Origin of the sequence: Aliiroseovarius subalbicans (genome assembly GCF_022678625.1) — a bacterium.
Classification (GTDB): Bacteria; Pseudomonadota; Alphaproteobacteria; order Rhodobacterales; family Rhodobacteraceae; genus Aliiroseovarius_A; species Aliiroseovarius_A subalbicans.
Genome location: NZ_JALBYQ010000004.1, coordinates 361,212 through 384,681, shown reverse-complemented (window position 1 = coordinate 384,681; position 23,470 = coordinate 361,212). Strand labels below are relative to the sequence as shown.

General features: G+C 62.6%; 22 protein-coding genes. 6 read left to right on the top strand and 16 right to left on the bottom strand.

Annotated elements, in window-relative coordinates; genetic code table 11:
* Nucleotides 1-34 precede the first annotated feature (34 nt).
* From MN188_RS14585 to MN188_RS14550, 8 genes are all read right to left on the bottom strand, one after another.
* Nucleotides 35-1,234 carry a TCR/Tet family MFS transporter gene (locus MN188_RS14585; RefSeq protein ID WP_242109936.1) on the bottom strand — a complete coding sequence of 400 codons (1,200 nt, stop codon included), beginning with the start codon at nucleotides 1,232-1,234 and terminating at the stop codon, nucleotides 35-37.
* Between the two features lie 111 nt (nucleotides 1,235-1,345).
* On the bottom strand, nucleotides 1,346-1,756 hold the full coding sequence (locus tag MN188_RS14580) for a F0F1 ATP synthase subunit epsilon (RefSeq protein ID WP_242109935.1): 411 nt from the start codon (nucleotides 1,754-1,756) through the stop codon (nucleotides 1,346-1,348).
* A gap of 11 nt (nucleotides 1,757-1,767) precedes the next feature.
* On the bottom strand, nucleotides 1,768-3,192 hold the full coding sequence (gene atpD, locus MN188_RS14575; protein ID WP_242109934.1) for a F0F1 ATP synthase subunit beta: 1,425 nt from the start codon (nucleotides 3,190-3,192) through the stop codon (nucleotides 1,768-1,770).
* Between the two features lie 18 nt (nucleotides 3,193-3,210).
* Entirely contained in the window at nucleotides 3,211-4,089 is an 879-nt protein-coding gene (locus tag MN188_RS14570) for a F0F1 ATP synthase subunit gamma (RefSeq protein ID WP_242109933.1), read from the bottom strand.
* Between the two features lie 14 nt (nucleotides 4,090-4,103).
* The gene (atpA, locus tag MN188_RS14565) at nucleotides 4,104-5,642 is read right to left on the bottom strand and encodes a F0F1 ATP synthase subunit alpha (protein ID WP_242109932.1); all 1,539 of its coding nucleotides are present in this window, start codon (nucleotides 5,640-5,642) and stop codon (nucleotides 4,104-4,106) included.
* Nucleotides 5,642-6,202, bottom strand: a complete 561-nt coding sequence (locus MN188_RS14560; RefSeq protein WP_242110008.1) for a F0F1 ATP synthase subunit delta — start codon at nucleotides 6,200-6,202, stop codon at nucleotides 5,642-5,644. The genes atpA and MN188_RS14560 overlap by 1 nt, the downstream gene beginning before the upstream one ends.
* Nucleotides 6,203-6,505: 303 nt before the next feature.
* Nucleotides 6,506-7,258, bottom strand: a complete 753-nt coding sequence (locus MN188_RS14555) for a class I SAM-dependent methyltransferase (RefSeq protein WP_242109931.1) — start codon at nucleotides 7,256-7,258, stop codon at nucleotides 6,506-6,508.
* A 70-nt stretch (nucleotides 7,259-7,328) separates the two neighbouring features.
* Nucleotides 7,329-7,979 (bottom strand): DUF938 domain-containing protein, encoded by a 651-nt coding sequence (locus MN188_RS14550; protein WP_242109929.1) that lies wholly within the window; start codon nucleotides 7,977-7,979, stop codon nucleotides 7,329-7,331.
* 62 nt (nucleotides 7,980-8,041) lie between these two features.
* On the opposite strand from MN188_RS14550, the gene gloB reads away from it, so the two are divergent.
* From gloB to MN188_RS14535, 3 genes are all read left to right on the top strand, one after another.
* Entirely contained in the window at nucleotides 8,042-8,809 is a 768-nt protein-coding gene (gloB, locus tag MN188_RS14545; protein WP_242109928.1) for a hydroxyacylglutathione hydrolase, read from the top strand.
* A 136-nt stretch (nucleotides 8,810-8,945) separates the two neighbouring features.
* Nucleotides 8,946-11,267 (top strand): ATP-dependent Clp protease ATP-binding subunit ClpA, encoded by a 2,322-nt coding sequence (gene clpA / locus MN188_RS14540; protein ID WP_242109927.1) that lies wholly within the window; start codon nucleotides 8,946-8,948, stop codon nucleotides 11,265-11,267.
* Nucleotides 11,267-12,241, top strand: a complete 975-nt coding sequence (locus MN188_RS14535; RefSeq protein WP_242109926.1) for a M23 family metallopeptidase — start codon at nucleotides 11,267-11,269, stop codon at nucleotides 12,239-12,241. The genes clpA and MN188_RS14535 overlap by 1 nt, the downstream gene beginning before the upstream one ends.
* Here MN188_RS14535 and MN188_RS14530 read toward each other — a convergent pair.
* From MN188_RS14530 to MN188_RS14520, 3 genes are all read right to left on the bottom strand, one after another.
* Nucleotides 12,238-14,007, bottom strand: coding sequence for a peptidoglycan -binding protein (locus MN188_RS14530; RefSeq protein ID WP_242109925.1), 1,770 nt, complete (start codon nucleotides 14,005-14,007; stop codon nucleotides 12,238-12,240). The genes MN188_RS14535 and MN188_RS14530 overlap by 4 nt on opposite strands.
* 3 nt (nucleotides 14,008-14,010) lie before the next feature.
* Complete coding sequence (locus tag MN188_RS14525; RefSeq protein ID WP_242109924.1) at nucleotides 14,011-15,183, bottom strand: biopolymer transporter ExbB; 1,173 nt, start codon at nucleotides 15,181-15,183, stop codon at nucleotides 14,011-14,013.
* Between the two features lie 66 nt (nucleotides 15,184-15,249).
* Nucleotides 15,250-15,786 (bottom strand): gamma-glutamylcyclotransferase, encoded by a 537-nt coding sequence (locus MN188_RS14520; protein ID WP_242109923.1) that lies wholly within the window; start codon nucleotides 15,784-15,786, stop codon nucleotides 15,250-15,252.
* Between the two features lie 77 nt (nucleotides 15,787-15,863).
* Here MN188_RS14520 and MN188_RS14515 point away from each other — a divergent pair, with 77 nt between their 5' ends.
* Complete coding sequence (locus tag MN188_RS14515) at nucleotides 15,864-16,865, top strand: DUF2125 domain-containing protein (protein ID WP_242109922.1); 1,002 nt, start codon at nucleotides 15,864-15,866, stop codon at nucleotides 16,863-16,865.
* Nucleotides 16,866-16,869: 4 nt separating this feature from the next.
* Here MN188_RS14515 and MN188_RS14510 read toward each other — a convergent pair whose 3' ends face one another.
* The 4 genes from MN188_RS14510 to MN188_RS14495 all read right to left on the bottom strand — a co-directional run bounded on the left by MN188_RS14510 (nucleotide 16,870) and on the right by MN188_RS14495 (nucleotide 21,229).
* Complete coding sequence (locus MN188_RS14510; protein ID WP_242109920.1) at nucleotides 16,870-17,703, bottom strand: extensin-like domain-containing protein; 834 nt, start codon at nucleotides 17,701-17,703, stop codon at nucleotides 16,870-16,872.
* Nucleotides 17,700-18,668 (bottom strand): prephenate/arogenate dehydrogenase family protein, encoded by a 969-nt coding sequence (locus MN188_RS14505; protein WP_275116216.1) that lies wholly within the window; start codon nucleotides 18,666-18,668, stop codon nucleotides 17,700-17,702. Before MN188_RS14505 ends, MN188_RS14510 begins: the two co-directional genes overlap by 4 nt.
* Nucleotides 18,617-19,702: a histidinol-phosphate transaminase gene (gene hisC / locus MN188_RS14500; RefSeq protein WP_242109918.1), complete on the bottom strand. Its 1,086-nt coding sequence runs from the start codon at nucleotides 19,700-19,702 to the stop codon at nucleotides 18,617-18,619. Before hisC ends, MN188_RS14505 begins: the two co-directional genes overlap by 52 nt.
* A gap of 108 nt (nucleotides 19,703-19,810) precedes the next feature.
* Nucleotides 19,811-21,229, bottom strand: coding sequence for an aminotransferase class V-fold PLP-dependent enzyme (locus MN188_RS14495; RefSeq protein WP_242109917.1), 1,419 nt, complete (start codon nucleotides 21,227-21,229; stop codon nucleotides 19,811-19,813).
* 97 nt (nucleotides 21,230-21,326) lie between these two features.
* Here MN188_RS14495 and MN188_RS14490 point away from each other — a divergent pair, with 97 nt between their 5' ends.
* Nucleotides 21,327-21,788, top strand: coding sequence for an Lrp/AsnC family transcriptional regulator (locus MN188_RS14490; RefSeq protein ID WP_242109916.1), 462 nt, complete (start codon nucleotides 21,327-21,329; stop codon nucleotides 21,786-21,788).
* Nucleotides 21,789-21,855: 67 nt separating this feature from the next.
* Entirely contained in the window at nucleotides 21,856-22,635 is a 780-nt protein-coding gene (locus MN188_RS14485; protein ID WP_242109915.1) for a 2OG-Fe(II) oxygenase, read from the top strand.
* A gap of 60 nt (nucleotides 22,636-22,695) precedes the next feature.
* Here the strand turns inward: MN188_RS14485 and rpsD are convergent, their stop codons facing one another.
* Complete coding sequence (gene rpsD, locus MN188_RS14480; RefSeq protein WP_242109914.1) at nucleotides 22,696-23,316, bottom strand: 30S ribosomal protein S4; 621 nt, start codon at nucleotides 23,314-23,316, stop codon at nucleotides 22,696-22,698.
* Nucleotides 23,317-23,470 lie beyond the last annotated feature (154 nt).

Below are 23,470 nucleotides of genomic sequence, written 5' to 3'. Positions count from 1 at the left end.
AGAATGGCCTGAATCCCGCAAAGCGTGCAAGCGTTCAGGTGGGTTTCAGGCGCCAGTAAAGCGGCAGGGTGATGGCGATCATCAAGCCACTCAACAGGAACGGTGCACCGGGCAGGTATAGCGATGCCTCTGGCGCGGCAAATAGGTTGAACGTAAAGGTCAGGATCATTGGCGCAATCACTGCTGCAATCGACCCAAGTGAGGCAATCACACCTTGCAATAGACCCTGACGATCCTCAGGAACCTGGTTCGACATCATCGCAGTCATCGTCGGCGGCGCCATGTCGGCCAGGGCTGCCACGAAGATGAACACGACCATCGCCAGAACCGAGGCGAGAAAGCCGAAGGCAATCAGGGCGACCACCGAACACAACATGGCGAAGATCAACGTGCGCCATTCCCCCAGCCGCGGCAGCATGCGTTGCAGAACCACGCCTTGGGTGAAGGTGATCGCAATGCCATAGGCCGCAAGGGTCAGGCCGATCATCGCCGCGCTCCAGCCAAACACTTCGCGGGTCCAGAACGCCCACAGCGTAGGATAGACCATGTTGGCAAACTCGAACAGAAACAACAGGGTCAGCGGCAGCGCCAAGCCAGGCAGCCGGAACGCGTCTGATATCGAGGAAAACGGGTTCAGATCGCGGCGGCGGAATGGCCGGCGTTTGGCCGATGGCAGGCTTTCGGGCAGGACAAACAAGCCAAAGACCACGTTCAGCCCGGCCAACACAGCGGCCAACCAGAACGGAGCGGTGATATGCCAGCCCGCTGCGACCCCTCCAATCACCGGCCCCATGACGAACCCGATCCCGAAGGTCGCCCCGATCAGCCCGAAATTCGCCGCGCGTTTCTCAGGCGTCGAGATGTCTGCGAGATAGGCCGTCGCGGTGATATAGGTCGCGCCTGCGACCCCCGCCAGCAACCGTCCGACCAGAAGCATCCAAAACGTCGTGGCTAGCGCCATGATCACGTAGTCCACGGTCAGGGTCACAAGCGCAAGCAACAGCACTGGCCGACGCCCGACCGCGTCCGAGATACCACCAATAATCGGAGAGAACAGGAACTGCATGGCGGCATAAGACGCCATCAGGACACCCCCCCAGACCGCCCCGTTGGCGGTCGAGCTTGCCCCGACCCGTTCCATCAAGTCCGGCATGATGGGAAACACGATGCCCACGCCGATCGCATCCAGAAGGATGGTCGCCAGGATGAACCACAAAGCTGATCGGTTTTCCATGTCGCGTTCCACGTCGTTACGTGCCCTAAGTGGCCCGAACGCGCGACCGCTGCAAACGAAAAAGCCCCGCCGTTTGGGCGAGGCTTTCTCAATTGTCTTGCGCGGTCAGGCTCAGGCGTTAGCCGAAAGTCCCAGATCCGCAGCCACGCTGGCCAGCTCGGTCGCCCGTTTTGCCAGGTCGTCCAGCATCTCGGGGGTCGCGTTGTCACGCGCATCGATGGCGTCGGACATGAAGTCGTTCAGCATATCTTGCGTAAACTCAGCCACCGGAACCGCACGCTCGGCCAGAACCGAAGTACCGGTTGCGGTGATTTCGGCAAAGCCACCGGTGACCACGAATTCCGCATCCCCTTCCGACGACTGGACGCGCACAACGCCCGGCCGCAGTGTGGTGATGGTCGGCGCGTGATCCGGCATTGCCGTCATGTCGCCTTCGGCCCCGGGCAGCTGCACTGCGCTCGCCTGAAGCGAAGCAAGGCTCCGCTCGGGCGAGACCAGGTCGAATTGCATCGTGTCAGCCATGAGGGCCTCCTTTAGGCAGCGTCAGCGGCCATTTTCTCGGCTTTGGCGATCACTTCGTCGATGCCGCCAACCATGTAGAAGGCGCCTTCGGGCAGGTGATCGTATTCGCCAGCCACAACAGCCTTGAACGACGCGATCGTGTCGTCCAGCGGAACCTGCACACCGTCCGAGCCGGTGAACACTTTCGCCACGTCGAAGGGCTGCGACAGGAAGCGCTGGATCTTACGCGCACGGGCCACGGTCAGTTTGTCTTCTTCCGACAATTCGTCCATGCCCAGAATGGCGATGATGTCCTGCAGCGACTTGTAGCGCTGGAGAATTTCCTGAACGTCCGTGGCAACCGTGTAGTGCTCTTCCCCAACAACAGCCGGGTCCAGCAGACGCGAGGTCGAGCCAAGCGGGTCAACGGCCGGGTAGATGCCAAGTTCGGAAATCGCACGGTCCAGAACGGTCGTCGCATCAAGGTGCGCGAACGAGGTGGCCGGCGCCGGGTCGGTAAGGTCATCGGCCGGGACGTACACGGCCTGCACCGAGGTGATCGAGCCGGACTTGGTCGAGGTGATGCGCTCCTGCATCGCGCCCATGTCGGTGGCCAGTGTCGGCTGGTAGCCCACAGCAGAGGGGATACGACCCAGAAGTGCGGACACCTCGGAACCAGCCTGCGTGAAGCGGAAGATGTTGTCGACGAAGAACAGAACGTCAGCACCGGTTTCGTCGCGGAACTGCTCGGCCAGGGTCAGACCCGACAGGGCAACACGCATACGCGCACCGGGAGGTTCGTTCATCTGGCCGTAGACCAAGGCAATTTTCGACTCTTCCAGGTTATCGGGGACGATAACGCCGGATTCGATCATTTCGTGATACAGGTCGTTGCCTTCACGGGTCCGCTCACCAACACCCGCGAACACGGACACACCCGAGTGCACCTTTGCGATGTTGTTGATCAGTTCCATGATCAGAACCGTCTTGCCCACGCCGGCACCGCCGAACAGGCCGATCTTGCCGCCTTTGGCGTAGGGGGCCAGCAGGTCGATGACCTTGATGCCCGTGGTCAGAACTTCCGATTCCGTTGCCTGCTCGGCAAAGTCCGGCGCATCCTGGTGGATGGCGCGACGGGTTTTCGCCTTCACGGGGCCTTTTTCGTCAACCGGTTCGCCGATCACGTTCATGATGCGACCCAGGGTGCCAGTGCCAACCGGGACCGAAATCGGTTCCCCCAGGTCGGTCACGACCTGACCACGCACCAGACCCTCAGAGGAGTCCATTGCGACGGTGCGGACCGTGTTCTCACCAAGGTGCTGGGCGACTTCCAGAACCAGACGGTTGCCATTGTTGTCGGTTTCCAGGGCGTTCAGAATTTCGGGGAGTGCATCCTCGAACTGAACGTCCACAACGGCGCCAATCACCTGGGTGATCTTGCCTTTTGCGTTTGCCATATCGTTTCTCCGGTTCCTTTAGAGCGCCTCGGCGCCCGAAATGATTTCGATAAGTTCGTTGGTGATGACCGCCTGACGCGAACGGTTGAATTCGATGGTCAGTTTGTCGATCATATCGCCCGCGTTGCGCGTCGCGTTGTCCATTGCGGACATCCGCGCACCCTGTTCGGACGCACCGTTTTCAAGCAGTGCCGAGAAGAGCTGGGTGGCCACGCCGCTGGGGAGCAGGGTTGCCAGAATGCCTTCTTCGCTGGGCTCATAGTCATAGACCGTCGCGCTGTCTGCGGCGTCTTCATCGCTGGCTTCATACGAGGCCGGGATGATCTGCGTGGCTGTCGGCACTTGGCTGATCACGCTTTCAAAGCGGCTGAAGAACATTGTCGCCACATCGAATTCACCCGCGTTGAAGCGGTTGATCAGGTCCGCGGCGATGCCCTGGGCGTGGTTGTAGCCCAGACGCTTCACCTCGGACAAATCGACGTGGTCGATCATCAGATCTTCTAAATCGCGCTTCAGCTGCTCGCGGCCTTTCTTGCCGACGGTCAGGATCTTAACCGTCTTGCCCTGAGCCTGAAGCTCCTGGGCTTTGGCGCGCGCCATCTTGGCGATCGACGAGTTGAAACCACCGCAGAGACCACGTTCCGCCGTCATGACCACCAGAAGGTGAACCTGATCGGAGCCCGTGCCCGCCAGAAGCTTGGGCGCATCACCGCCCCCGGCCGACGCCGCCAGCCCCGCCATCACGGCATTGAACCGTGCGGTATAGGGCCGCGATGCCTCGGCAGCTTCCTGTGCCCGCCGCAGTTTTGCGGCGGCCACCATCTGCATGGCCTTGGTGATCTTCCGTGTCGATTTGACACTTTCGATCCTGTTTTTAAGGTCCTTGAGAGAAGGCATTGCCTATGTCCCCCTTAAGCGAAGTCAGCAGCGAACGCGTCCAAGGCGACTTTAACCTTGTCTTCCAGCTCGCCTTTCACCTTGCGATCGTTGTCGGTGATGTCGGCCAGCAGGTCGGCATGGTTGGACCGCAGATGGTTCAGCAGGCCAGCCTCGAAGCGACCGACTTCTTTCACGTCGACCTTGTCCAGGTACCCGTTCGTGCCCGCATAAATGACGCAAACGATTTCGGCGTTGGTCAGCGGCGAATACTGCGGCTGCTTCATCAGTTCCGTCAGACGGGCACCACGGGCCAGCAGCTGCTGGGTGGAGGCGTCCAGGTCCGAGCCGAACTGCGCAAAGGCAGCCATTTCGCGGTACTGAGCCAGCGACAGCTTCACCGGGCCGGCAACCGAGGACATCGCCTTGGTCTGGGCCGAGGAGCCAACACGCGACACCGACAGACCGGTGTTCACGGCCGGGCGGATACCCTGGTAGAACAGCTCGGATTCCAGGAAGACCTGGCCGTCGGTGATCGAAATCACGTTGGTCGGAATAAAGGCCGACACGTCGCCGCCCTGGGTTTCGATGATCGGCAGAGCCGTCAGCGAGCCCGAGCCGAAGTCTTCGTTCAGCTTGGCCGAACGCTCCAGCAGGCGGGAGTGAAGGTAGAACACGTCACCCGGGTAAGCTTCACGCCCCGGCGGACGACGCAGCAGCAGCGACATCTGACGATAGGACACAGCCTGCTTGGACAGGTCATCATAGATGATCAGCGCGTGGCGGCCGTTGTCGCGGAAGTGCTCGGCCATCGCGGTCGCGGCATAGGGGGCCAGGAACTGCATCGGCGCGGGGTCGGAGGCGGTCGCTGCCACGACGATCGAGTATTCGATCGCGCCGCTTTCTTCCAGCTTCTTCACCAGCTGAGCCACAGTCGACCGCTTCTGGCCAACAGCAACATAGACGCAGTAAAGCTTCTTGTTCTCGTCGTCGCCAGCGGCTTCGTTATAGGACTTCTGGTTCAGGATCGCGTCTAGGGCAACGGCGGTCTTGCCGGTCTGACGGTCACCAATGATCAGCTCACGCTGGCCACGGCCGATCGGGATCATCGCGTCGACCGATTTCAGGCCGGTCGCCATCGGTTCGTGAACCGACTTACGCGGGATGATGCCCGGGGCTTTGACATCTGCCACGGCGCGGGTTTTCGTCTTGATCGGACCCTTGCCGTCAATCGGGTTGCCCAGACCGTCGACAACACGACCCAGCAGAGCGTCGCCCGAGGGCACGTCCACGATCGAGTTGGTGCGCTTGACCGTGTCACCTTCTTTGATGTCCCGGTCGGAACCGAAGATCACGACACCGACGTTGTCGGCTTCGAGGTTCAGGGCCATACCGCGGATACCACCGGGGAATTCGACCATTTCACCGGCTTGGACGTTGTCCAGACCGTGCACGCGGGCGATACCGTCACCGACGGAAAGCACGCGGCCGACCTCGGCCACTTCGGCGTCTTGGCCAAAGTTCTTGATCTGCTCCTTAAGGATCGCAGAGATTTCGGCTGCTTGGATACCCATTATCCGACCTCTTTCATGGAATTCTGCAGGGAGTCGAGTTTCGAGCGGATCGAGCTATCGATCATCTTCGAACCCACTTTAACGACAAGACCGCCGATGAGGCTTTCATCAACGGCCAGTTTGATCTTCACATCCTTGCCAATGGACGCCTTCAGCGCCTTGGCCAGTTTGTCCTGTTGCGCCTTCGTCATCGCCTTGGCGGCGGTCACGTCAGCGGTCACTTCGCCTTTGTCTTCGGCAATCGCGTCGCGCAAGGCGGCGGTCAGTTGCGGAAGCACGAACAGGCGACGCTTCTGGGCCATCAGCGCCAGAGCATTCGTCACCATCGGCGACAGCTTCATTTTCTTGGCAATCGCGGCGACCGCGGCCCCCTGCTCTTCGCGGGTCACAACCGGCGAAGAGATCAGGGCAGCAAAGTCGCTGCTCTCGGCGAGAGCGGCGTCCAGGGCGTCAACGTCCGCCTCGACCGCTTTCAATTTCTTACCCTCTTTGGCCAATTCAAAAATGGCCGAGGCATATCGCTGGGCAATACCCGTTGAGATCGAGACTGGTTCGGACACGTCCACCCTTCCGATGTCTTTAGCCCCTTCGTGATCTGCCATCGACAGATCGGGGCGGCCTATAGATGCCGCGCATGTTCGCGTTTCATCAAAATCGCGTGGGGTGTAGCAGAGCATTCTTAATGTGGCAACGGGCTAGCCAAGGTTTAACGCCAACATAGGACCCTTATTTTCAGGCGCTTTGAGCTGGCGCGACCGTATGCCCCTTTCCCCGTGGGAAATAATGCCCTTTCCAGGCACAGAATCGCTTTGATTCTTTTTGCATGCAATCGCATACCGATTTACCCATTCTCCCAGCCGAACCTACCCGCCGACCGGTTTTGGCACCGGTTGGCCCAGACCGTCCAACACCCTGAGCGGCCGTTTCACCGCCTGCGCCAGACCGGGGCGGCGCGGGGCGGGAATCTGTTTCGTCGCCTCAATCAGAATCACACCGCCTGCCATCACGATCGGGGTGCGGGTGCCGATGCGTTCCCACATTGGGCCGGTTTTCAGCCAGAATCGCTTTGACGACGGCGGCTGATACAGCGCCGAGACCTGACGTTCCGTGATGAAACCATGTTCTTTCAGCTGCTGCTCCAACTGCCCCGAGCTGTAGGGCCGCCCGTATCCAAACGGCGTCGCATCTGATCGCGACCACAGCCCGGCCCGGTTCGGCACGATGAAAAGCGCCCGCCCCCCCGGCCCCAGCACGCGGTAACATTCGTCCAGAAGGATCGAAGGGGTCTCGGACGTCTCAAGCCCGTGCATCAGCACCAGCTTGTCGACGATCCCGGTATCCAGCGGCCACAGCGTATCTTCGACCAGGGCCGAAACATTCGGCCGCCCCGGCGGCCAGGGCATCACCCCCTGCGGTGCCGGCATCAGGCCGATCACCCGCCGCGCCTGCCCCAGATAGGGGCGCAGCAGCGGCACGGCAAACCCGAAACCGGCGACGGTCTGCCCCTTCGCCTCGGGCCAGAATTGTTTCACCTGATCGCGCACCGCTTTCTGCGCCGCACGACCCAGCGTGCTGCGGTAATAGAAGTTACGAAGATCCTGCACGTCCAGATGCATGTGGTTCCGGGTCCCTTTTCAGGAAAGACTACTGCATCCGGGCAAAAGGTCCATCACCCGTCACGTCACATCATGTCACGGGGGCCTGGGCCACCAGAATCAGGTTGTTGGCCGGCATCTCAACCAGAGCCACGCGCGCAAGACCAGCCGCCTCCAGTTCAGACTGAACCCATTCAATGTCCTTATAGCCGATCGCGCTGTCATGCCCGCGCAGGCTGGCGTCAAACGCCATGTCGCCATCGCTACGGAACCCGCCGTCACTGCGAAACGGGCCGTAAACCAGCCACCGCCCACCGGGTTGCAAGGCCCGCGCCACGCCCCGGATCACGTTCTGTGCCTCGGTCTTTGCGATCAGGTGCAGCAGGTTCACCGTCACCACCACGTCAAACGCCCCCGCCTGCCAGTCGTCGCGCGCGGCATTGAGCATCTGCGCCATGCGCATGTTCTGTGCGCCTGCCACAGCGCGCCAGGCGTCGATGCTGATCAGGCGGTCGACCTGAATATCGGTCGGCTGCCAGACAATCTCGGGAAAAGCGTCCGCAAAGGCGATCACATGTTCGCCTGTGCCGCTGGCCAGTTCCAAGGCATAGCCCGTATCGGGCAGGAAAGGCGTCATCGCTTCAATGATCGGCGCGACATTGCGCGCAGCCGACGGCGCAAACATGCGCCCGTCCTGCCCTGCCTGCGCATTGGAATGCGGTTGTTCCCCGGCTTTGTTCATGGCCCCACTATTGAGGCTCGCGCGCCAATGGGCAACAGTGGGGTGAAAGAAACGGAGCCCCCATGACCCTGACCCTCGTCACCATCCCCTGCCTGGCCGACAATTACGCCTTCCTGCTGCATGACAGCGACACCGGTGAAACCGCTGTTGCAGACGTCCCCGAAAGCTGGCCGATTCAGGCCGAACTGGAAGAGCGCGGCTGGCGGTTGTCGCATATCCTGATCACCCACCATCACGACGACCACATCGATGGGGTTGAAGAACTGCGCAAAGAAACCGGCGCCAAGGTGATCGGGGCCGCCGCGGACGCGCATCGCCTGCCACCGCTGGACCTGGAACTGGGCGATGGCGACAGCTTCGACTTCGCCGGACACCAGGTGGATGTGCTGGACGTGTCGGGGCACACCGTGGGCCACATCGCCTTTCACATCCCCGACGCCCGTGCAGTGTTTACCGGCGACAGCCTGATGGCACTGGGATGTGGCCGCCTGTTCGAAGGCACCCCGACGCAGATGCGGCATTCACTGTCAGCCCTTGCATCCCTGCCCGACGATACCCAAGTCTGTTCCGGACACGAATACACCGCGGCGAATGCGCGATTTGCCCTGAGTGTAGACCCTGACAACCCAGCCCTGATACAGCGCGCACGCGATATCGAGGTGGCCCGCGCCGCCTCCAAGGCCACGGTGCCGTCGCTTTTGTCGCTGGAAAAGGCCACCAACCCGTTTCTGCGCGCCCATTTGCCAAAGATGAAGGCAAGCCTGGGCATGTCAGACGCGACAGACACCGCCGTCTTTGCCGAAATTCGCGCCAGAAAGGACCGGTTTTAGTCCCGCTCCGGGCAACGTGAGTGAAAATTGACCAAAAAGGGCTTGAAGAACCGCCCGGAAAACCGAACCTTAAACATATGAGGCCACGGTTGCAGCAGACCCACCCTGCGCGACCCATGAACGAGGAGCGAGAAAAGTGCCATCCTTTTCGACAACGCTGGAAACAGCCATCCACCAGGCGCTCGCGCTGGCCAATGAACGCAAGCATGAACTTGCGACACTGGAACACCTGCTGCTTGCCCTGATCGACGAACCCGACGCCGCCCGCGTGATGCAAGCGTGCTCGGTCGACCTTGACGCCTTGCGCGCCACCTTGGTCGAATTCGTCGACGAAGAATTGACGACGCTGATCACCGACATCGACGGATCGGAAAGCGTGCCGACCGCCGCGTTCCAGCGCGTGATCCAACGCGCTGCGATCCATGTGCAAAGCTCAGGCCGCACCGAAGTGACCGGCGCCAACGTGCTGGTCGCCATTTTTGCAGAACGCGAATCGAACGCGGCCTTCTTCCTGCAAGAACAGGACATGACCCGCTATGACGCGGTAAACTACATCGCCCACGGCGTGGCCAAGGACCCGTCCTTTGGCGATGCACGCCCGGTGTCGGGCACGCCCGAGTTCGACGACGGCATCGACGATGTCGAGGAAGAGGCGAAAGAAACCGCGTTGGCGAAATACTGCGTTGACCTGAACGTCAAAGCACGTGAGGGCGATATCGACCCCCTGATCGGTCGCGACAGTGAGGTTGAGCGCTGCATCCAGGTCCTGTGCCGCCGCCGCAAGAACAACCCGCTTCTGGTCGGCGACCCCGGTGTCGGCAAGACGGCGATTGCCGAAGGCCTGGCTGACCGGATCGTGCGCGGCGAAACGCCCGAGATCCTGTCGGAAACCACGATCTATTCGCTCGACATGGGCGCGCTTCTGGCCGGAACCCGATATCGCGGCGATTTCGAAGAGCGGCTGAAGGCGGTGATGACCGAGCTTGAAGAACACCCCGACGCGGTGCTGTTCATCGACGAAATCCACACCGTGATCGGCGCCGGCGCCACGTCCGGCGGGGCAATGGATGCTTCCAACCTTTTGAAGCCTGCGCTTCAGGGCGGCAAGCTGCGCTGCATGGGCTCCACCACCTACAAGGAATTCCGCCAGCATTTCGAAAAGGACCGCGCCCTGTCGCGCCGATTCCAGAAGATCGACGTGAACGAACCTTCGGTCGATGATGCGGTGAAGATCCTGAAGGGGCTGAAACCCTATTTCGAAGAACACCACGGCGTGAAATACACCGGCGACGCGATCAAGTCGGCGGTGGAGCTGTCGGACCGGTACATCAACGACCGCAAGCTGCCCGATAAGGCGATCGACGTGATCGACGAAGCGGGCGCCGCACAGCACCTGGTGGTCGCGTCGAAACGGCGCAAAAGCATCGGCCAGAAGGAAATCGAGGCTGTCGTGGCCAAGATCGCCCGCATCCCGCCGAAATCCGTGTCGAAGGATGATGCCGAAACCTTGCGTGACCTTGAAAAGGCGCTCAAACGCGTCGTCTTCGGTCAGGACAAGGCGATCGAGGCGCTGTCCTCGGCCATCAAACTGGCCCGTGCGGGCCTGCGCGAACCGGAAAAGCCGATCGGCAACTACCTGTTTGCTGGCCCCACCGGCGTTGGCAAGACCGAAGTCGCCAAGCAGCTGTCGGACAATCTGGGCGTCGAGCTTCTGCGCTTTGACATGTCGGAATACATGGAGAAACACGCTGTCTCGCGCCTGATCGGCGCGCCCCCCGGCTATGTCGGCTTTGACCAGGGCGGTTTGCTGACCGATGGCGTCGACCAGCACCCGCATTGCGTGCTGCTGCTGGACGAGATCGAAAAGGCGCACCCGGATGTGTTCAACATCCTGTTGCAGGTGATGGACCACGGCGAGTTGACCGACCACAACGGGCGCACCGTCAGCTTCCGCAACGTGGTTCTGATCATGACCTCGAACGCAGGTGCTGCCGAGCAGGCGAAAGAGGCGATCGGCTTTGGCCGCGATCGGCGCGAGGGCGAAGACACGGCCGCGATCGAACGGACCTTCACGCCGGAATTCCGCAACCGTCTGGATGCGGTGATCAGCTTTGCACCGCTTGGCAAAGAGGTGATCTTGCAGGTCGTCGAGAAATTCGTGCTGCAGCTTGAGGCCCAGTTGTTGGACCGTGGCGTGCATATCGAACTGACCCGCGCGGCGGCGGAATGGATCGCCGACAGAGGGTATGACAGCAAGATGGGCGCCCGCCCGCTGGGCCGCGTGATCCAGGAGCATATCAAGAAACCGCTGGCCGAGGAGCTGCTGTTTGGCAAACTCGCCAAGGGCGGCGTGGTCAAGGTCGGCGTGAAGGCTGGCGAGCTGGACCTGCGCATTGAAGAGCCCGAAAAGACCCGGATCGCATCGAAGAAAAAACCGCCGCTTCTGACAGCCGATTGATGCGCGCCCTCTGGGCCGTTGTGATCCTTGCCGCCGCCGCGTCCCCCGCGGCGGCGCGCGACCCTTTGCTGGGGCTGCCGATCGATTGCACCCTTGGTGACACTTGTTTCATCCAAAACTTCGTCGATGCCGACGGTGGGCCGGGGGCCGCGGATTTCACCTGCGGCCTGATGTCCTATGACGGTCACAAAGGCACGGATTTTGCCCTTCCCTCGCACATGGACGCGTTGGACGGCGTGGCGGTGCTGGCCGCCGCCCCCGGTGTCGTGAAAGGCACGCGCGACGGTGTGTCGGACAGCTGGTTTTCCACAACTGCCGACTTCCCCGACGGGCAAGACTGCGGCAATGGTGTCGTCATCGACCATGGCGGCGGGTGGGAAACCCAATATTGCCACCTGAAAAACGGCAGCGTCACGGTCCGGCAAGGCCAGCGCGTCGGCATGGGGGCCGAGCTGGGCCTGACCGGCATGTCCGGCAATACGCAGTTTCCGCACCTGCACCTGTCCGTGCGTCACGAGGGTCAGGTTGTCGACCCGTTCAACACCGATGCGATTACCACTTGTGGTGAAGTGGGTGATGACCAGCTGTGGCAAACCCCGCCCAACTATGTGCCCGGTGGGTTGATCCAGGCCGGGTTCAGCTTCGGCGTTCCGGGTTATGATCTGGTGAAATTCGGCAAGGCGCATGCCCCCCGATTGCCCGCCGATGCCCCGGGCCTGGTTCTGTGGGGGCACCTCTTTGGCGGTCGCGCAGGTGACGTCCTGCACATGACGATCGAGGGACCCGCCGGCACCTTTTCGGACAAAAGGATCACGCTGGACAAGGCGCAGGCGCAGGCAATGCGTGCAACGGGTCGCAAACTGCATGTCGACAACCGCATGGCCGGGGACTACACCGGACATGTTGAACTTTTCCGGGCGGGCGCTTTGCTTGACCGGATCACCGTCACCACAACGCTGATAGCCGCGCCTTAGCGTTCGGTCAGTTTCAACTCGATCCGCCGGTTCTGCGCCCGCGCGGCGGGGGTGTCGGCCGCGTTGACCGGCTGGTATTCCCCGAACCCGGTCGCGGCCAGGCGCGTCGGTGGAAAGCCCAACGCGCTGGTCATGTATTCCACCACCGACAGGGCCCGTCCCTGCGACAATTCCCAATTGTTGCGAAATTCTCCAGTGCCCGACAGCGGCAGGTTGTCAGTGTGGCCATCCACGCGGATGATCCAGTCGACCTCCGGCGGAATCTGATCGGCGACCTCGGACAAAAGCGTGGCGACCTTGGCGATTTGCGCGCGACCTTCCGGGGCGAGCGTGGCCTGCCCCGGTTCAAATAGAACTTCGGAGGAAAACACGAAGCGGTCGCCGACGATGCGCACGCCCTCGCGGTCCGCCAGAACTGCCCGCATCTTGCCGAAGAACTCGGACCGATACGTGGCCAATTCCTTGGCCTCCGCCTCAAGCCGCTTGCGTTCGGCAGCCTCAAGCTCGGCGCGTTTGCGCTCCTCGGCGGCGACCTGTGCCAGGGCCGCGTTCAACCGCCCGCCCAGCGCTTCGATCTGCACCTGAGAAGCCACGTCGCGCGCATCGGACTCGTCCAGAATGGCCTGCAACGCGCCCAGCTGCGCGCGCAGACTGGCGACCTGTTCGTTCAACAGGGTCACCTTGCGCGCCGCCTCGGCCGAGGTCGCCTGTTCCTGAGACAACGCCGTATTGGCAACGGCCAAAAGGGCGGCGTTCTTCTCGGCCTCGCTCAGCGCCGTCTGCAATTGCGTGTCCACATCGCCTTGCGAAGCCTGGGCGGCGGCCAGCAGGGTCAGCGTGTCTTCGGCCTGCTTGCGCTGTTGTTCCAGCGCCAGGGTCATTGCCGTCAATTCGTCATCCGCCGATTTCAACTTTTCGCGCAGGGCTTCGGCAGCGGCCAGTTCCGCCAGCCGCTCGGCCTCCGCGTCGCTCAACGTCGTTTCGACCTCGGCCAACCGGATGCGCAGTGCCTCAGCGGCAGCCAATTCCGCCAACCGCGCCGCCTCTGTCTCGTCCAACGTCGCTTGGGTGTCAGCCAGGGTGGCCGCGCTGTTGTCCAGCCGTGCAAGGGCGGCGGCAAGCGAGGTATCGCGCGCAGCCACGTTGCGTTCCAGATCGGCAACCAAAGCCTCCAACGCCTCGCGTTTGGCAGCGGCCAGACGCGCGGCCTCGGCGCTTTCGTCAATCTCATCACGCGCCCGCGCCAGCGCCAGGTTCAGCGCCTCTTGTTCGGTGATCAAACGGGCTTGATCGGCCTCCAGCTCAGCCAAGGTGACCGACAGAACCGCGCCTTCGTCGCGTGCCGTATCACGTTCGGCCAGAAGTGTGGCCACCTGCGCCTCGAATGACGTAATCCGCGCCGCCCGCTCGGCCAGTTCGCCCTCCTGAGTTGTCAGCGTGGCCGAGAGGGTCGCGATCAGCGCATCCTGAGCCTCGGCCGCATTGCGCGCGGCTGCCAGCGTGGCGTCCAGCTGCCCGACCTCGTCCTGCAGTGCCGCCGCGCGATTGCGTTCCAGGCCCAGCGCGTCGGCCAGTTCGGCGACCTGCGCCGACAGTGCATCCAATTCAGTCGCCTGGCCGGAAATGGTTTCGCGCAGGACGAATTGCACCACCATGAAAATGGTCAACACGAACATCAGCACCAGCAAAAGCGCGGTCATCGCATCAACGAAACCGGGCCAGATCGAGCCCGCCATGCGGTTCACGCTTCGCCGCGTCAGCGCCATGGCTCAACCCCTTCCGGACTGGCGCAACGCCTTGGTCAGCTTCGCGATGTCCATGCGCAGTTCGGCCAGGCTTTCCTGTCGCCCTGCCGACATCTCTTCCAGAATACGCAAAAGCTGCACGTCGATCGAACGCAGGCGCATCCGGCTTTCGGCATCCGTGCCGGTGCCGCCGTCTTCCTCGCGGGTTTCCATCAGCGCGATCATCCGCTCCTGCCCGTCGGCTATGCGGGTTAGGATCGGTGCGGCGCTGCTTTCATCTACAATCCGGCTGGCCATAGTCTCAACCCCGGCGGCCAAACGGCCCAGACGATCGTCGACCTCGGCACGCGCCGTTTCAGATTGGGCCAGTAGCGCTTGAAGCCCGTCCATTTGCTCGGACATATGCGCGGCCAAGGCACCGGCCATACCGGCATCTCCGGCTTCGCCATCACCGGGGGCAAAGCCCAGTTTGGTGATGGTAGACAGCCATTCCTCAAGCTCGCGGTAGAACCGGTTCTGCCCGTGGCCAGCGAACAATTCCAACAGTCCCACGACCAGTGAACCCGCGAGCCCCAGAAGCGAGGACGAGAACGCCGTGCCCATGCCACCCAGCTGCGCCTCAAGCCCGGTCATCAGGCGGTTGAAAACCTCGACGCCGCCTTCGCCCTCGGACGGCGCGAGCGATCGGATGGTTTCCACCACCGCAGGAACAGTCGTGGCCAGGCCAAAGAACGTGCCAAGAAGGCCCAAGAATATCAACAAGTTGGTGATATATCGCGTGATGTCGCGGGCTTCGTCGATCCGGGTGGCGACCGAATCCAGAATGGAACGCGATGAGGCCGCGCCGATCTGCATCCGTGCGCCCCGCGATCTGAGCAGGGCTGCCAGTGGCGCCAGCAGACGTGGCGCCTGGGTCAGATCATGCCCGGTGCGTTCCTCGGCAAACCCCTCGATCCAGCCGACCGAGGTGAAGATCTGCCAAACCTGCCAGAAACAAGCCAGAAGCCCGATAACGAAGACAAACAGGATGAAGGCGTTCAGGTAGAGGTTCGCCAGAAACACCGGCATCACGCTGGGCAGCGCGAAGAAGCCCCCGACCCCGACAAGGCCAAGCACGAACAGCATCAGAACGATCTGACGTCTGGGTCTTGTGAAAAACGGCTCGGCCCCCTGTGGGCTGCGATCCGGCTGGTCCATCCCGGACACCCCTGTCGCAATTCTTGTTGGGGTGAGGTTAAGGGCAGAGGCGCGCCCTGCCAAGCCCTATGCGTTCAGCCGGCGCACTTCGCGTGACAACCAGGTCAGATCGCCATCCTCGATCCCCAGTTCGGCCAGGTGATCGGCGGTGTTGTAGAGGTATTCGTCATTCGGCCCCCGTCCACCCACGGCGGTCGAAATGATCCGCGCCTGTTCGTCCAGTTCCAGGGTGCAGTATTGTTCGTGATGCGGGTCGATCACGTAAGTCACGGCGCGCACATAGCGCCCATCGGCCAGAGTGATCTCCAGCTCTTTTTCCAGATAGGCCGAGGACACCAATTCGCGTTCGCGCAGCGCGCTGAGGGTTTCGTCATGACTGTCGGGGCAGACGCGAAAGGCCAACCCCTGGCATTGCGCCCCGGCGTGTTCGTCCAGCGCCAGCACCAACCCAGGTGCCGCGACGCTACCGCGATGATGGATCGAGCGCATGCAGAAGCTGCGCCAATACCCCGGCAGGGTCGCGACCGTCGTTTCCACATGGGCAAATCCCGGGTGCCACATCAGTGATCCGTATCCGAACACCCAAAGGTCTTGCTGGCTCATCCGTCTGGTCCTTGTTGCCCGTCCGCTTTAAACACGCCCCTGTAAACACCGATCAAGCACGATAGGAAAGAGGCGCCATGCGCAAGTTGTTGGTTATCGCGACGGTTCTGGCCGTGATCTGGGGTGCCTATTGGCTCATCGGGGCCAGTGCGATGGAAAAGGCGTTGAAGACCTGGATCGCAGATCGGCAGGGCGAAGGCTGGGTCGCGGAATACAGCGCGCTGGACACCAACGGGTTTCCCAACCGGTTTGACACCACGATCGAAGGGCTGGAACTGGCCGACCCGGACACCGGCCTGGCCTGGGCCGCACCCTGGTTTCAGATCCTGTCACTGTCTTACAGCCCGCATCACGTGATCGCCGTTTGGCCCGATACCCAAACCCTGGCCACGCCGAACCAGCGGATCAAGATCACCACCGCCGACATGCGCGGATCGGTGGTTCTGGACGTGGACACCAGCCTGCCGCTCAACCGCTCCTCGATCGTGATGGAGCGCATGGAGCTTGCCTCCAGCGAGGGCTGGACCTCGTCGCTCAAGGCGGCCCAGCTGGCGACACGGCAGGCTGTGGGCGGGGTGAATACGTATGACCTGAACTTCTCGGCCACAGGGTTCACCCCCGCGTCGTCCTTCGTGCAAAGCCTTGAGCAGGACGCGCTTTTGCCACCGGTCATCGACGGGATGAGCATCGAGGCAACCGTGAGTTTCGACGCGCCCTGGGACCGGTTCGCAATCGAACGCGCGCGCCCCCAAGTCACCCGGCTGGATCTGCAATTGTTGAAAGCCGACTGGGGCGATCTGGACCTGTGGATGGCTGGCGCGATGGACGTGGACGCGGACGGCGTGCCGACCGGAGAGATCACGGTGAAAGCAAAGAACTGGCGCGAGATGGTGGCGATCGCGCGCGTCTCGGGGCTGTTGCCGGCAGCGATGGAAAGCACTGTGATTTCCGCGCTGACCTTCCTGTCCGGCCTGTCGGGCGACCCCGAAACGCTGGATGCGCCGCTGAGCCTGAAGAACGGGCGCGTCTATCTGGGTCCATTCCCGGTGGGGGCAGCACCCCGCATCGTCATTCGCTAGGGCCTTATCGACAATAGGATCCGCTGCGATAGCGTGCGGTGTCCAGGTGCAGATGGTCCTGGTGATACCGGTCCGCATTCGGCCCCAGCACGGTGCCGAACGGCCCGCAGGCCGCCGCATGCATCGCCTTCAGAACCTTGCCTTGCACCGGGTCGCGCCAGCCTTTCAGCACCCCCAGCGTCGCGCCGTTCTTCAACGTCACGCCTGAGATGTCCACCGCGCGGCCTTTGCCGTGTTCGCTGATCTTTCCACCGGGTTTGTTGTTGCGGGTCCGGCAGGCGTAATGCGCGATCACGTTCACCCGCGCCACGCCGCCCCCCAGCCGGCCGACCGCAGGTTTCACCCCGCGTTCAACCCAGCTGTTCAAAGCCTTCGCCGTGCCGCAATCCATCACCGCCGCCTGTGACAGGGGCACGCCTGCGACCGAGGTGACACGCACCGGGTTGGCAATGCCGCAGCCCGAAATCTTGCCGGGCACGCGGGCGATATCCTGCCCCTGGATCTGGCGCACACCACAAATCGAGCCACGCGCAGAGGCGCGCACCGGTTGCGCGGCACTGCTGCGTGCACGGGCCATATTTGCCGGGCGTTTCATCGGACGCGGAGACCTCGCCACGGCGGCCAGCGTGACCACGGGGGTGGCAACGGGCGTGGCAACAGGCGCCACATTGGGGCGCCGGATCGGACGGCGGGACGTGGTGATTGCGGCAGCGGTGGTCACCGAAGGTGCTGCCTGCGCACCGGGGCGCGGCACCGGGTGCAGCGAGGTGCGCGGCGCGTTCGCAAAGGCCGGCATCGCCAGCGCCAGCGCCAGACCGATGACCCAAAGTCGGGTCACTCCGCCTTACTCCCCCGGCCGAAATCGGGTTCGTCCGTGTCCTGCCCGGCTTCGATAATGCTGCGGCGGATCGCGCGGGTGTGGGTGAAATAATCGTGCAACGCGTCGCCATCCCCGGTGCGAATCGCGCGTTGCAGCGCAAACAGCTCTTCGGTGAAACGGCCCAGAATTTCCAAGGTCGCGTCCTTGTTGTTCAGAAACACGTCGCGCCACATCGTCGGATCACTGGCCGCAATCCGGGTGAAATCGCGAAACCCGGCGGCGGAATACTTGATGACTTCGCTGTCCGTCACCCGGCGCAGATCGTCGGCAACGCCCACCATCGTATAGGCGATCAGGTGTGGCGTGTGACTGGTCACCGCCAGCACCAGGTCGTGGTGATCGGCGTCCATCTCATCGACATTGGACCCCATGCCTTCCCACAGCGCGCGCAGGCGGGCGGTTGCGGCGGGATCGGTGCCGGGGGTCGGCACCAGAAGGCACCAGCGGTTGTCGAACAGCTCGGCAAAGCCCGAACGCGGGCCGGAATGCTCCGTGCCTGCCAGCGGGTGACCGGGAATGAAATGCACGCCGTCGGGGATTTGCGGGCCAACCGCGTCGATCACCGCGCGTTTGACCGACCCCACGTCGGTCACGGTGGCGCCCGGCGCAAGGTGCGGGGCGATCTCCTTGCTGACCGCCTCCATCGCGCCCACAGGAACGGCAAGCACGACCAGATCGGCGCCCACAACCGCCTCGGCGGCGGTATCGACCACGCGGTCCACCAAGCCGATTTCGCGCGCCACGTCGCGGGTGTCGGCAGACCGCGCGGTGCCGACGATTTCGCCCGCCAGCCCGGTGCGACGCATCGCCAGTGACATCGAGCCCGCGATCAGACCCAGCCCGATCAGGGCCACACGATTGTAGACCACGCTCACCCCCCTACCCCTTTGAACTGGCCGATCGCATGCACGACCCGGCGGCATCCGCTTTCATCGCCCACGGTGATGCGCAACGCGTTGGGGAAGCCATAGCCGCCCACCCGGCGCACCAGAAGGCCCTGACTTTTCAAAAACTCGTCGCAGGCTTCGGCCTCGGCCGCGTCGGCAAAACGCGCCAGTACGAAATTGGCATGGCTCTCGTCCACCTCCAGCCCCTGTTCGATCAGCGCGTCACGCAGCCAAACGCGCAGGCGGGCGTTTTCCGAGAAGCATTTCTGTGCGAAAGCGCGATCCCGCAGCGCCGCCTCGGCGGTGGCCAGCTGTGGTTCGGACAGGTTGAACGGTCCGCGAATGCGGTTCAGCGCGTCGATCACATCGGTCGGGCCATAGCCCCAGCCCACGCGCAGCCCGCCCAGCCCGTATAGCTTGGAAAAGGTGCGCGTCATCACCACGTTACCGCGCGGTTTGACAAGGGCCGCGCCACCGTCGAACCCGTCGACAAACTCAGCATAGGCGCCATCCAGTACCAGAAGAGCCCGCTCGGGCAAGGACCGCGCCAGGCGACGCAGCTCACGCTCGCTGACCATCGTGCCGGTCGGGTTGCCGGGGTTGGCGATGAACACCAACCGGGTGCGATCCGTGCAGCCCGCCAGGATCGCATCGACATCGACCACGCGGTCGGTTTCCGGCACCTGAACCGGGGTCGCGCCCGCAGCCAGGGTGGAAATCCGATACATCGAAAAGCCGTGTTCGGTGTGGATGACCTCATCCCCCGGACCGGCATAGGCTTGACACAGGAAGGTGATGATCTCATCCGACCCAACACCGCAAATGATGCGCGCCGGGTCCAGGGCGTGCACGTCACCAATCGCCTCGCGCAGCGCGCGGTGGTCGGTGCCGGGATACCGATGCAGGTCGTGGCCCGCCCGGCGGAAAGCCTCGATCGCCTTGTCACTGGGGCCGAACGGGTTCTCGTTCGAGCTGAGCTTGACCACCTCGGTCACGCCGTCGATCTTGGATTGACCCCCGACATAGGGGGCGATGTCCAGAATGCCGGGCTGTGGCTGGATCTTCGTCATCGTCAGGGCTCCTTGATGGCGCCCGTCATACAGACCGGAACCGCGTGGGAAAAGCGTGAAACTCCCTCGTGCTGCGATAGATGCGGGTTGTGGGGTTTCGGGCGCAGGTCAAGCTGCGGTTTTGCCCTGCGCATATTGCCCGGTGGCCGGATCGAAGTCGTAAAGTGGCGTCCAGCGGTCCAGATCGCGGATCAGCGCGGTCACACTGTCGAGGATATAGCGCACCCGCTCCTCATCCATCAGATAACTGAAATTGAGCCGGGTCCAGCCCGGTTTTTCGACCATCTCACCGGCGGCTAGAGCGGTGTGAATGGCCTCGCTCTCCTCACGCCCGATGCCCAGAAGCCGGTGACCATAGGGGCCCGCGCAGGCACAGCCGCCCCGCGCCTGGATGCCATAGATGTCGCTCAGCAGCCGGGTGAACAGTTGCGGCGACACCGGCGCACCACGCTGGTCGCGCACCAGCAACGAAAAGATCGGCAGGCGATGCCCCTGCGCCGCGCCCAGAATTGTCATCTGCGGGTTGGCGCCCCAGGCGGCCAGCGCCATGTCGTTGAACCGTGCCTCGCGGCGGGCAATCTCGGCGTCGCCAACCGCGTCTTTCACCAAAAAGGCCAATGCGGCGCGGATGTCGCCGATCACGTTCGGCGTGCCGGCCTCTTCGCGTGCCGCCAGGTCGTCGATATAGTCATGCCGCCACGGCGACACGAAGCTGACCGTGCCGCCACCCGGCCAGCTGGGGCAGGTCTGGCGCACAACCGCGCGGTTCACAACGAACACGCCCGACGCCCCCGGCCCGCCGGGAAACTTGTGTGGTGACACGACGATGGCATCCATACCGGTAGCCATGTTGATCGGCAGATACGGCCCGCCGCCCGCATAATCCCATACCGACACCGCGTCATGCGCCTTGAGCACGGCCAGAACCGGTGCCGGGTCGGTCACCACCCCGGTCACGTTCGACGCGGCCGAAAAGCTTCCGATCTTCAGGTCGGCGTCCGCATGCGCCACTAGAGCGGCCTCAAGCACCGCCAGATCCGGGCCTCCATCGGGGCCTTCGGGGATTTCGATCACCTCGGCCCGGCTTTCGCGCCAGGGTAGGATGTTGGAGTGATGTTCATACGGCCCGATGAAAACCACAGGCTTGCGCGCCCCCTCGACGCCCAGAAGATGCACCAGGCGGTTCAGCCCTGCAGTGGCGCCCGAGCCCGCAAAGATCACCTCATGCGCCTCGGTTGCACCGACCAGACGGGCGATCTCGGCCCGTGCCTCGGCCCGCATCTGTGTAATCAACGCCCCGCAATAAGATGCCTCGGTGTGCGAATTGGCGTAATACGGCAGAACTTCGGTGGCGATGAAGCCCTCGACCTGTCGCAGGGCGCGGCCCGAGGCGACATAGTCGGCATAGACCAAGGGCACATCACCTTGAGGGCCGGGGATCATCACGCCTTCGCCGATCAGCCCGGCGGCTAGGTCGTCAAGGGCGGTTTCGGTCGCAAGCGCGGTGCGAAAGGCGGCGAGGGTCATGTGGTGTCTCCTTTCTTGCAAAGTGACACAAGCGGCCCGCGAAAATTCCACCTTTTTACCCTGACTTTTGCCTCTTTTTGTGTCATACGATCGATGCATGAGTAAAAATCCAGATCATATCGACCGCGCTCTTCTGGCCGAACTGCAAAAGGACGCAAGCCTGTCACAGCGCGAACTGGCGGACCGTGTCGGCCTGTCGCAAAACGCCTGCTGGCGCCGGTTGCAGGCGCTGACCGCCCAAGGGATCTTGCAGGGATCGCGTGCGCAGGTGAACCGTCAGGCACTGGGGCTGGATCTGGTGGTCTTCGTGATGCTGCGCACCCGCCACCATTCGGCCGAATGGCTGACCACCTTTCGCCGCCACGTTCTGACCATTCCCGAGGTTGTCGATTTCCACCGGATCGGGGGCGATTATGACTACCAGTTGAAGGTCGTGACGCAGGACATGGGCAGCTATGACCGGGTCTATCAACGGCTGATCGAGGGCGTCGAACTGGACAGCGTTACCAGCTATTTCGCGATGGAAGCGATTGCCGAAAACCGCCCCCTGCCCCTTTAGCCCCTTGCCGACCGACCCGGAATGCGGTTTCGTTCGCCCGACACGCTTAATGCCGCCGGAGGATGCCATGCGCCTTGACCAGATCGTCGACCTTGCAAACTTCCCCATTTCCGACCCGGATTTTCGCACAAGCTGCCGCAAGGCGTTCGATGTCGAGGGCGTGCTGGTCATGCCAGGTTTTGCCACCAAGGCCGCGATCAATTCAGTGCGCGACGAAGGGCTGGCCCGGCGCGCGGATGTCTATGCGAAGACCGAACAACACACGGTCTACCTCAGCCGCCCCGATCCGGCGTTTGCCAAAGATCACCCGCGCAACAGGCTGGTGACCAGCTCAAAGGGCTGCCTGACCGATGACCGCGTGCCAGAAACCTCGGCGCTCAGAACGCTGTATGACGCACCGGAGTTTCGCGATTTTCTGTGTGCGGTGCTGGGGGAAGAAGAGCTTTTCGAATACGCAGACCCCTTGTCGTCGATCAACCTGCATTTCGCCGAAAAGGGGCAAGAGCTGGGTTGGCATTTCGACAATTCGTCCTTTTCGATCACCCTGATGGTGCAGCCGCCGGAACAGGGCGGGCAGTTTGAATATGTCACTGGAGTGCGCGACGCGGACGCGGGCGAGATGAACTTTGATGCCGTCGAAGGCATTCTGGACGGCCAAACCCCGGTTCAGGAGCTGAACGTGGACGCGGGCACCCTGGTCTTTTTCCGCGGCCGAAATTCGATGCACCGAGTTGCCCCGAACGAAGGCGACCGCACCCGGATGCTGGCGGTTCTGGCCTATAACGGCCAACCCGGCGTGGCGCTGTCGGAAGAGGCCCGGATGACTTTTTACGGTCGCACCGGGTAGGGAAACGCAAAAAGGGCCGCCCGAAGGCAGCCCTTTCGCAAATCTCGCAGGCGAAGACGCTTAGTTCTTCGCGTAGAATTCGACGACCAGGTTCGGTTCCATCATCACCGGGTACGGCACGTCGCCCAGGGTGGGCGTGCGGGTGAAGGTGGCGGTCATTTTCGAGTGGTCGACGTCGATGTAGTCCGGCACATCACGCTCGGCCAGCGCCACGGCTTCGATCACGACAGCCAGCTGCTTGGAACGATCACGAACTTCGATCACGTCGCCTTCCTTCACGCGGTAGGAGGGGATGTTGACCCGCTTGCCGTTCACTTTCACGTGGCCGTGGTTCACGAACTGACGCGCAGCGAACACGGTCGGCACGAACTTGGCGCGGTAGACAACGGCGTCCAGGCGACGCTCCAGCAGACCGATCAGGTTTTCACCGGTGTCGCCTTTGACGCGCTCGGCTTCACCATAGATGCGGCGGAATTGCTTTTCCGTCAGGTCGCCGTAGTAGCCCTTCAGCTTCTGCTTGGCGCGCAGCTGCAGACCGAAGTCCGACAGCTTGCCCTTGCGGCGCTGACCGTGCTGGCCGGGGCCATATTCACGACGGTTGACGGGGGATTTCGGACGACCCCAGATGTTTTCACCCATCCGGCGGTCAATTTTGTACTTGGCAGACGTGCGTTTGGTCACGGCTGATCTCCTTCGTTCAGGTTTCGAAGGGCGTTGTCCTCTCGCCGGTATTTGCCGACGTGACAGGCGTTCCCTTGCGGGAGCCACCAACACCAATGAAGCCGCGCTTATAGCGGTGAAGGACGGGGAGTCAAGGCTCTTATGCCCACCCTTT

Coding starts and splice junctions, on each gene's coding strand:
- MN188_RS14495 (WP_242109917.1), bottom strand. CDS start 21,229: ATGACCCTCGCCGCCTTTCGCACCGCGCTTGCGACCGAAACCGCCCTT.
- MN188_RS14585 (WP_242109936.1), bottom strand. CDS start 1,234: ATGGAAAACCGATCAGCTTTGTGGTTCATCCTGGCGACCATCCTTCTG.
- hisC (WP_242109918.1), bottom strand. CDS start 19,702: ATGACGAAGATCCAGCCACAGCCCGGCATTCTGGACATCGCCCCCTAT.
- MN188_RS14555 (WP_242109931.1), bottom strand. CDS start 7,258: ATGCATCTGGACGTGCAGGATCTTCGTAACTTCTATTACCGCAGCACG.
- MN188_RS14490 (WP_242109916.1), top strand. CDS start 21,327: ATGAGTAAAAATCCAGATCATATCGACCGCGCTCTTCTGGCCGAACTG.
- MN188_RS14520 (WP_242109923.1), bottom strand. CDS start 15,786: ATGAGCCAGCAAGACCTTTGGGTGTTCGGATACGGATCACTGATGTGG.
- MN188_RS14485 (WP_242109915.1), top strand. CDS start 21,856: ATGCGCCTTGACCAGATCGTCGACCTTGCAAACTTCCCCATTTCCGAC.
- MN188_RS14570 (WP_242109933.1), bottom strand. CDS start 4,089: ATGCCTTCTCTCAAGGACCTTAAAAACAGGATCGAAAGTGTCAAATCG.
- MN188_RS14505 (WP_275116216.1), bottom strand. CDS start 18,668: ATGCCGCCGGGTCGTGCATGCGATCGGCCAGTTCAAAGGGGTAGGGGG.
- MN188_RS14530 (WP_242109925.1), bottom strand. CDS start 14,007: ATGGCGCTGACGCGGCGAAGCGTGAACCGCATGGCGGGCTCGATCTGG.
- MN188_RS14550 (WP_242109929.1), bottom strand. CDS start 7,979: ATGAACAAAGCCGGGGAACAACCGCATTCCAATGCGCAGGCAGGGCAG.
- MN188_RS14525 (WP_242109924.1), bottom strand. CDS start 15,183: ATGGACCAGCCGGATCGCAGCCCACAGGGGGCCGAGCCGTTTTTCACA.
- atpA (WP_242109932.1), bottom strand. CDS start 5,642: ATGGGTATCCAAGCAGCCGAAATCTCTGCGATCCTTAAGGAGCAGATC.
- atpD (WP_242109934.1), bottom strand. CDS start 3,192: ATGGCAAACGCAAAAGGCAAGATCACCCAGGTGATTGGCGCCGTTGTG.
- MN188_RS14515 (WP_242109922.1), top strand. CDS start 15,864: ATGCGCAAGTTGTTGGTTATCGCGACGGTTCTGGCCGTGATCTGGGGT.
- MN188_RS14580 (WP_242109935.1), bottom strand. CDS start 1,756: ATGGCTGACACGATGCAATTCGACCTGGTCTCGCCCGAGCGGAGCCTT.
- gloB (WP_242109928.1), top strand. CDS start 8,042: ATGACCCTGACCCTCGTCACCATCCCCTGCCTGGCCGACAATTACGCC.
- MN188_RS14535 (WP_242109926.1), top strand. CDS start 11,267: ATGCGCGCCCTCTGGGCCGTTGTGATCCTTGCCGCCGCCGCGTCCCCC.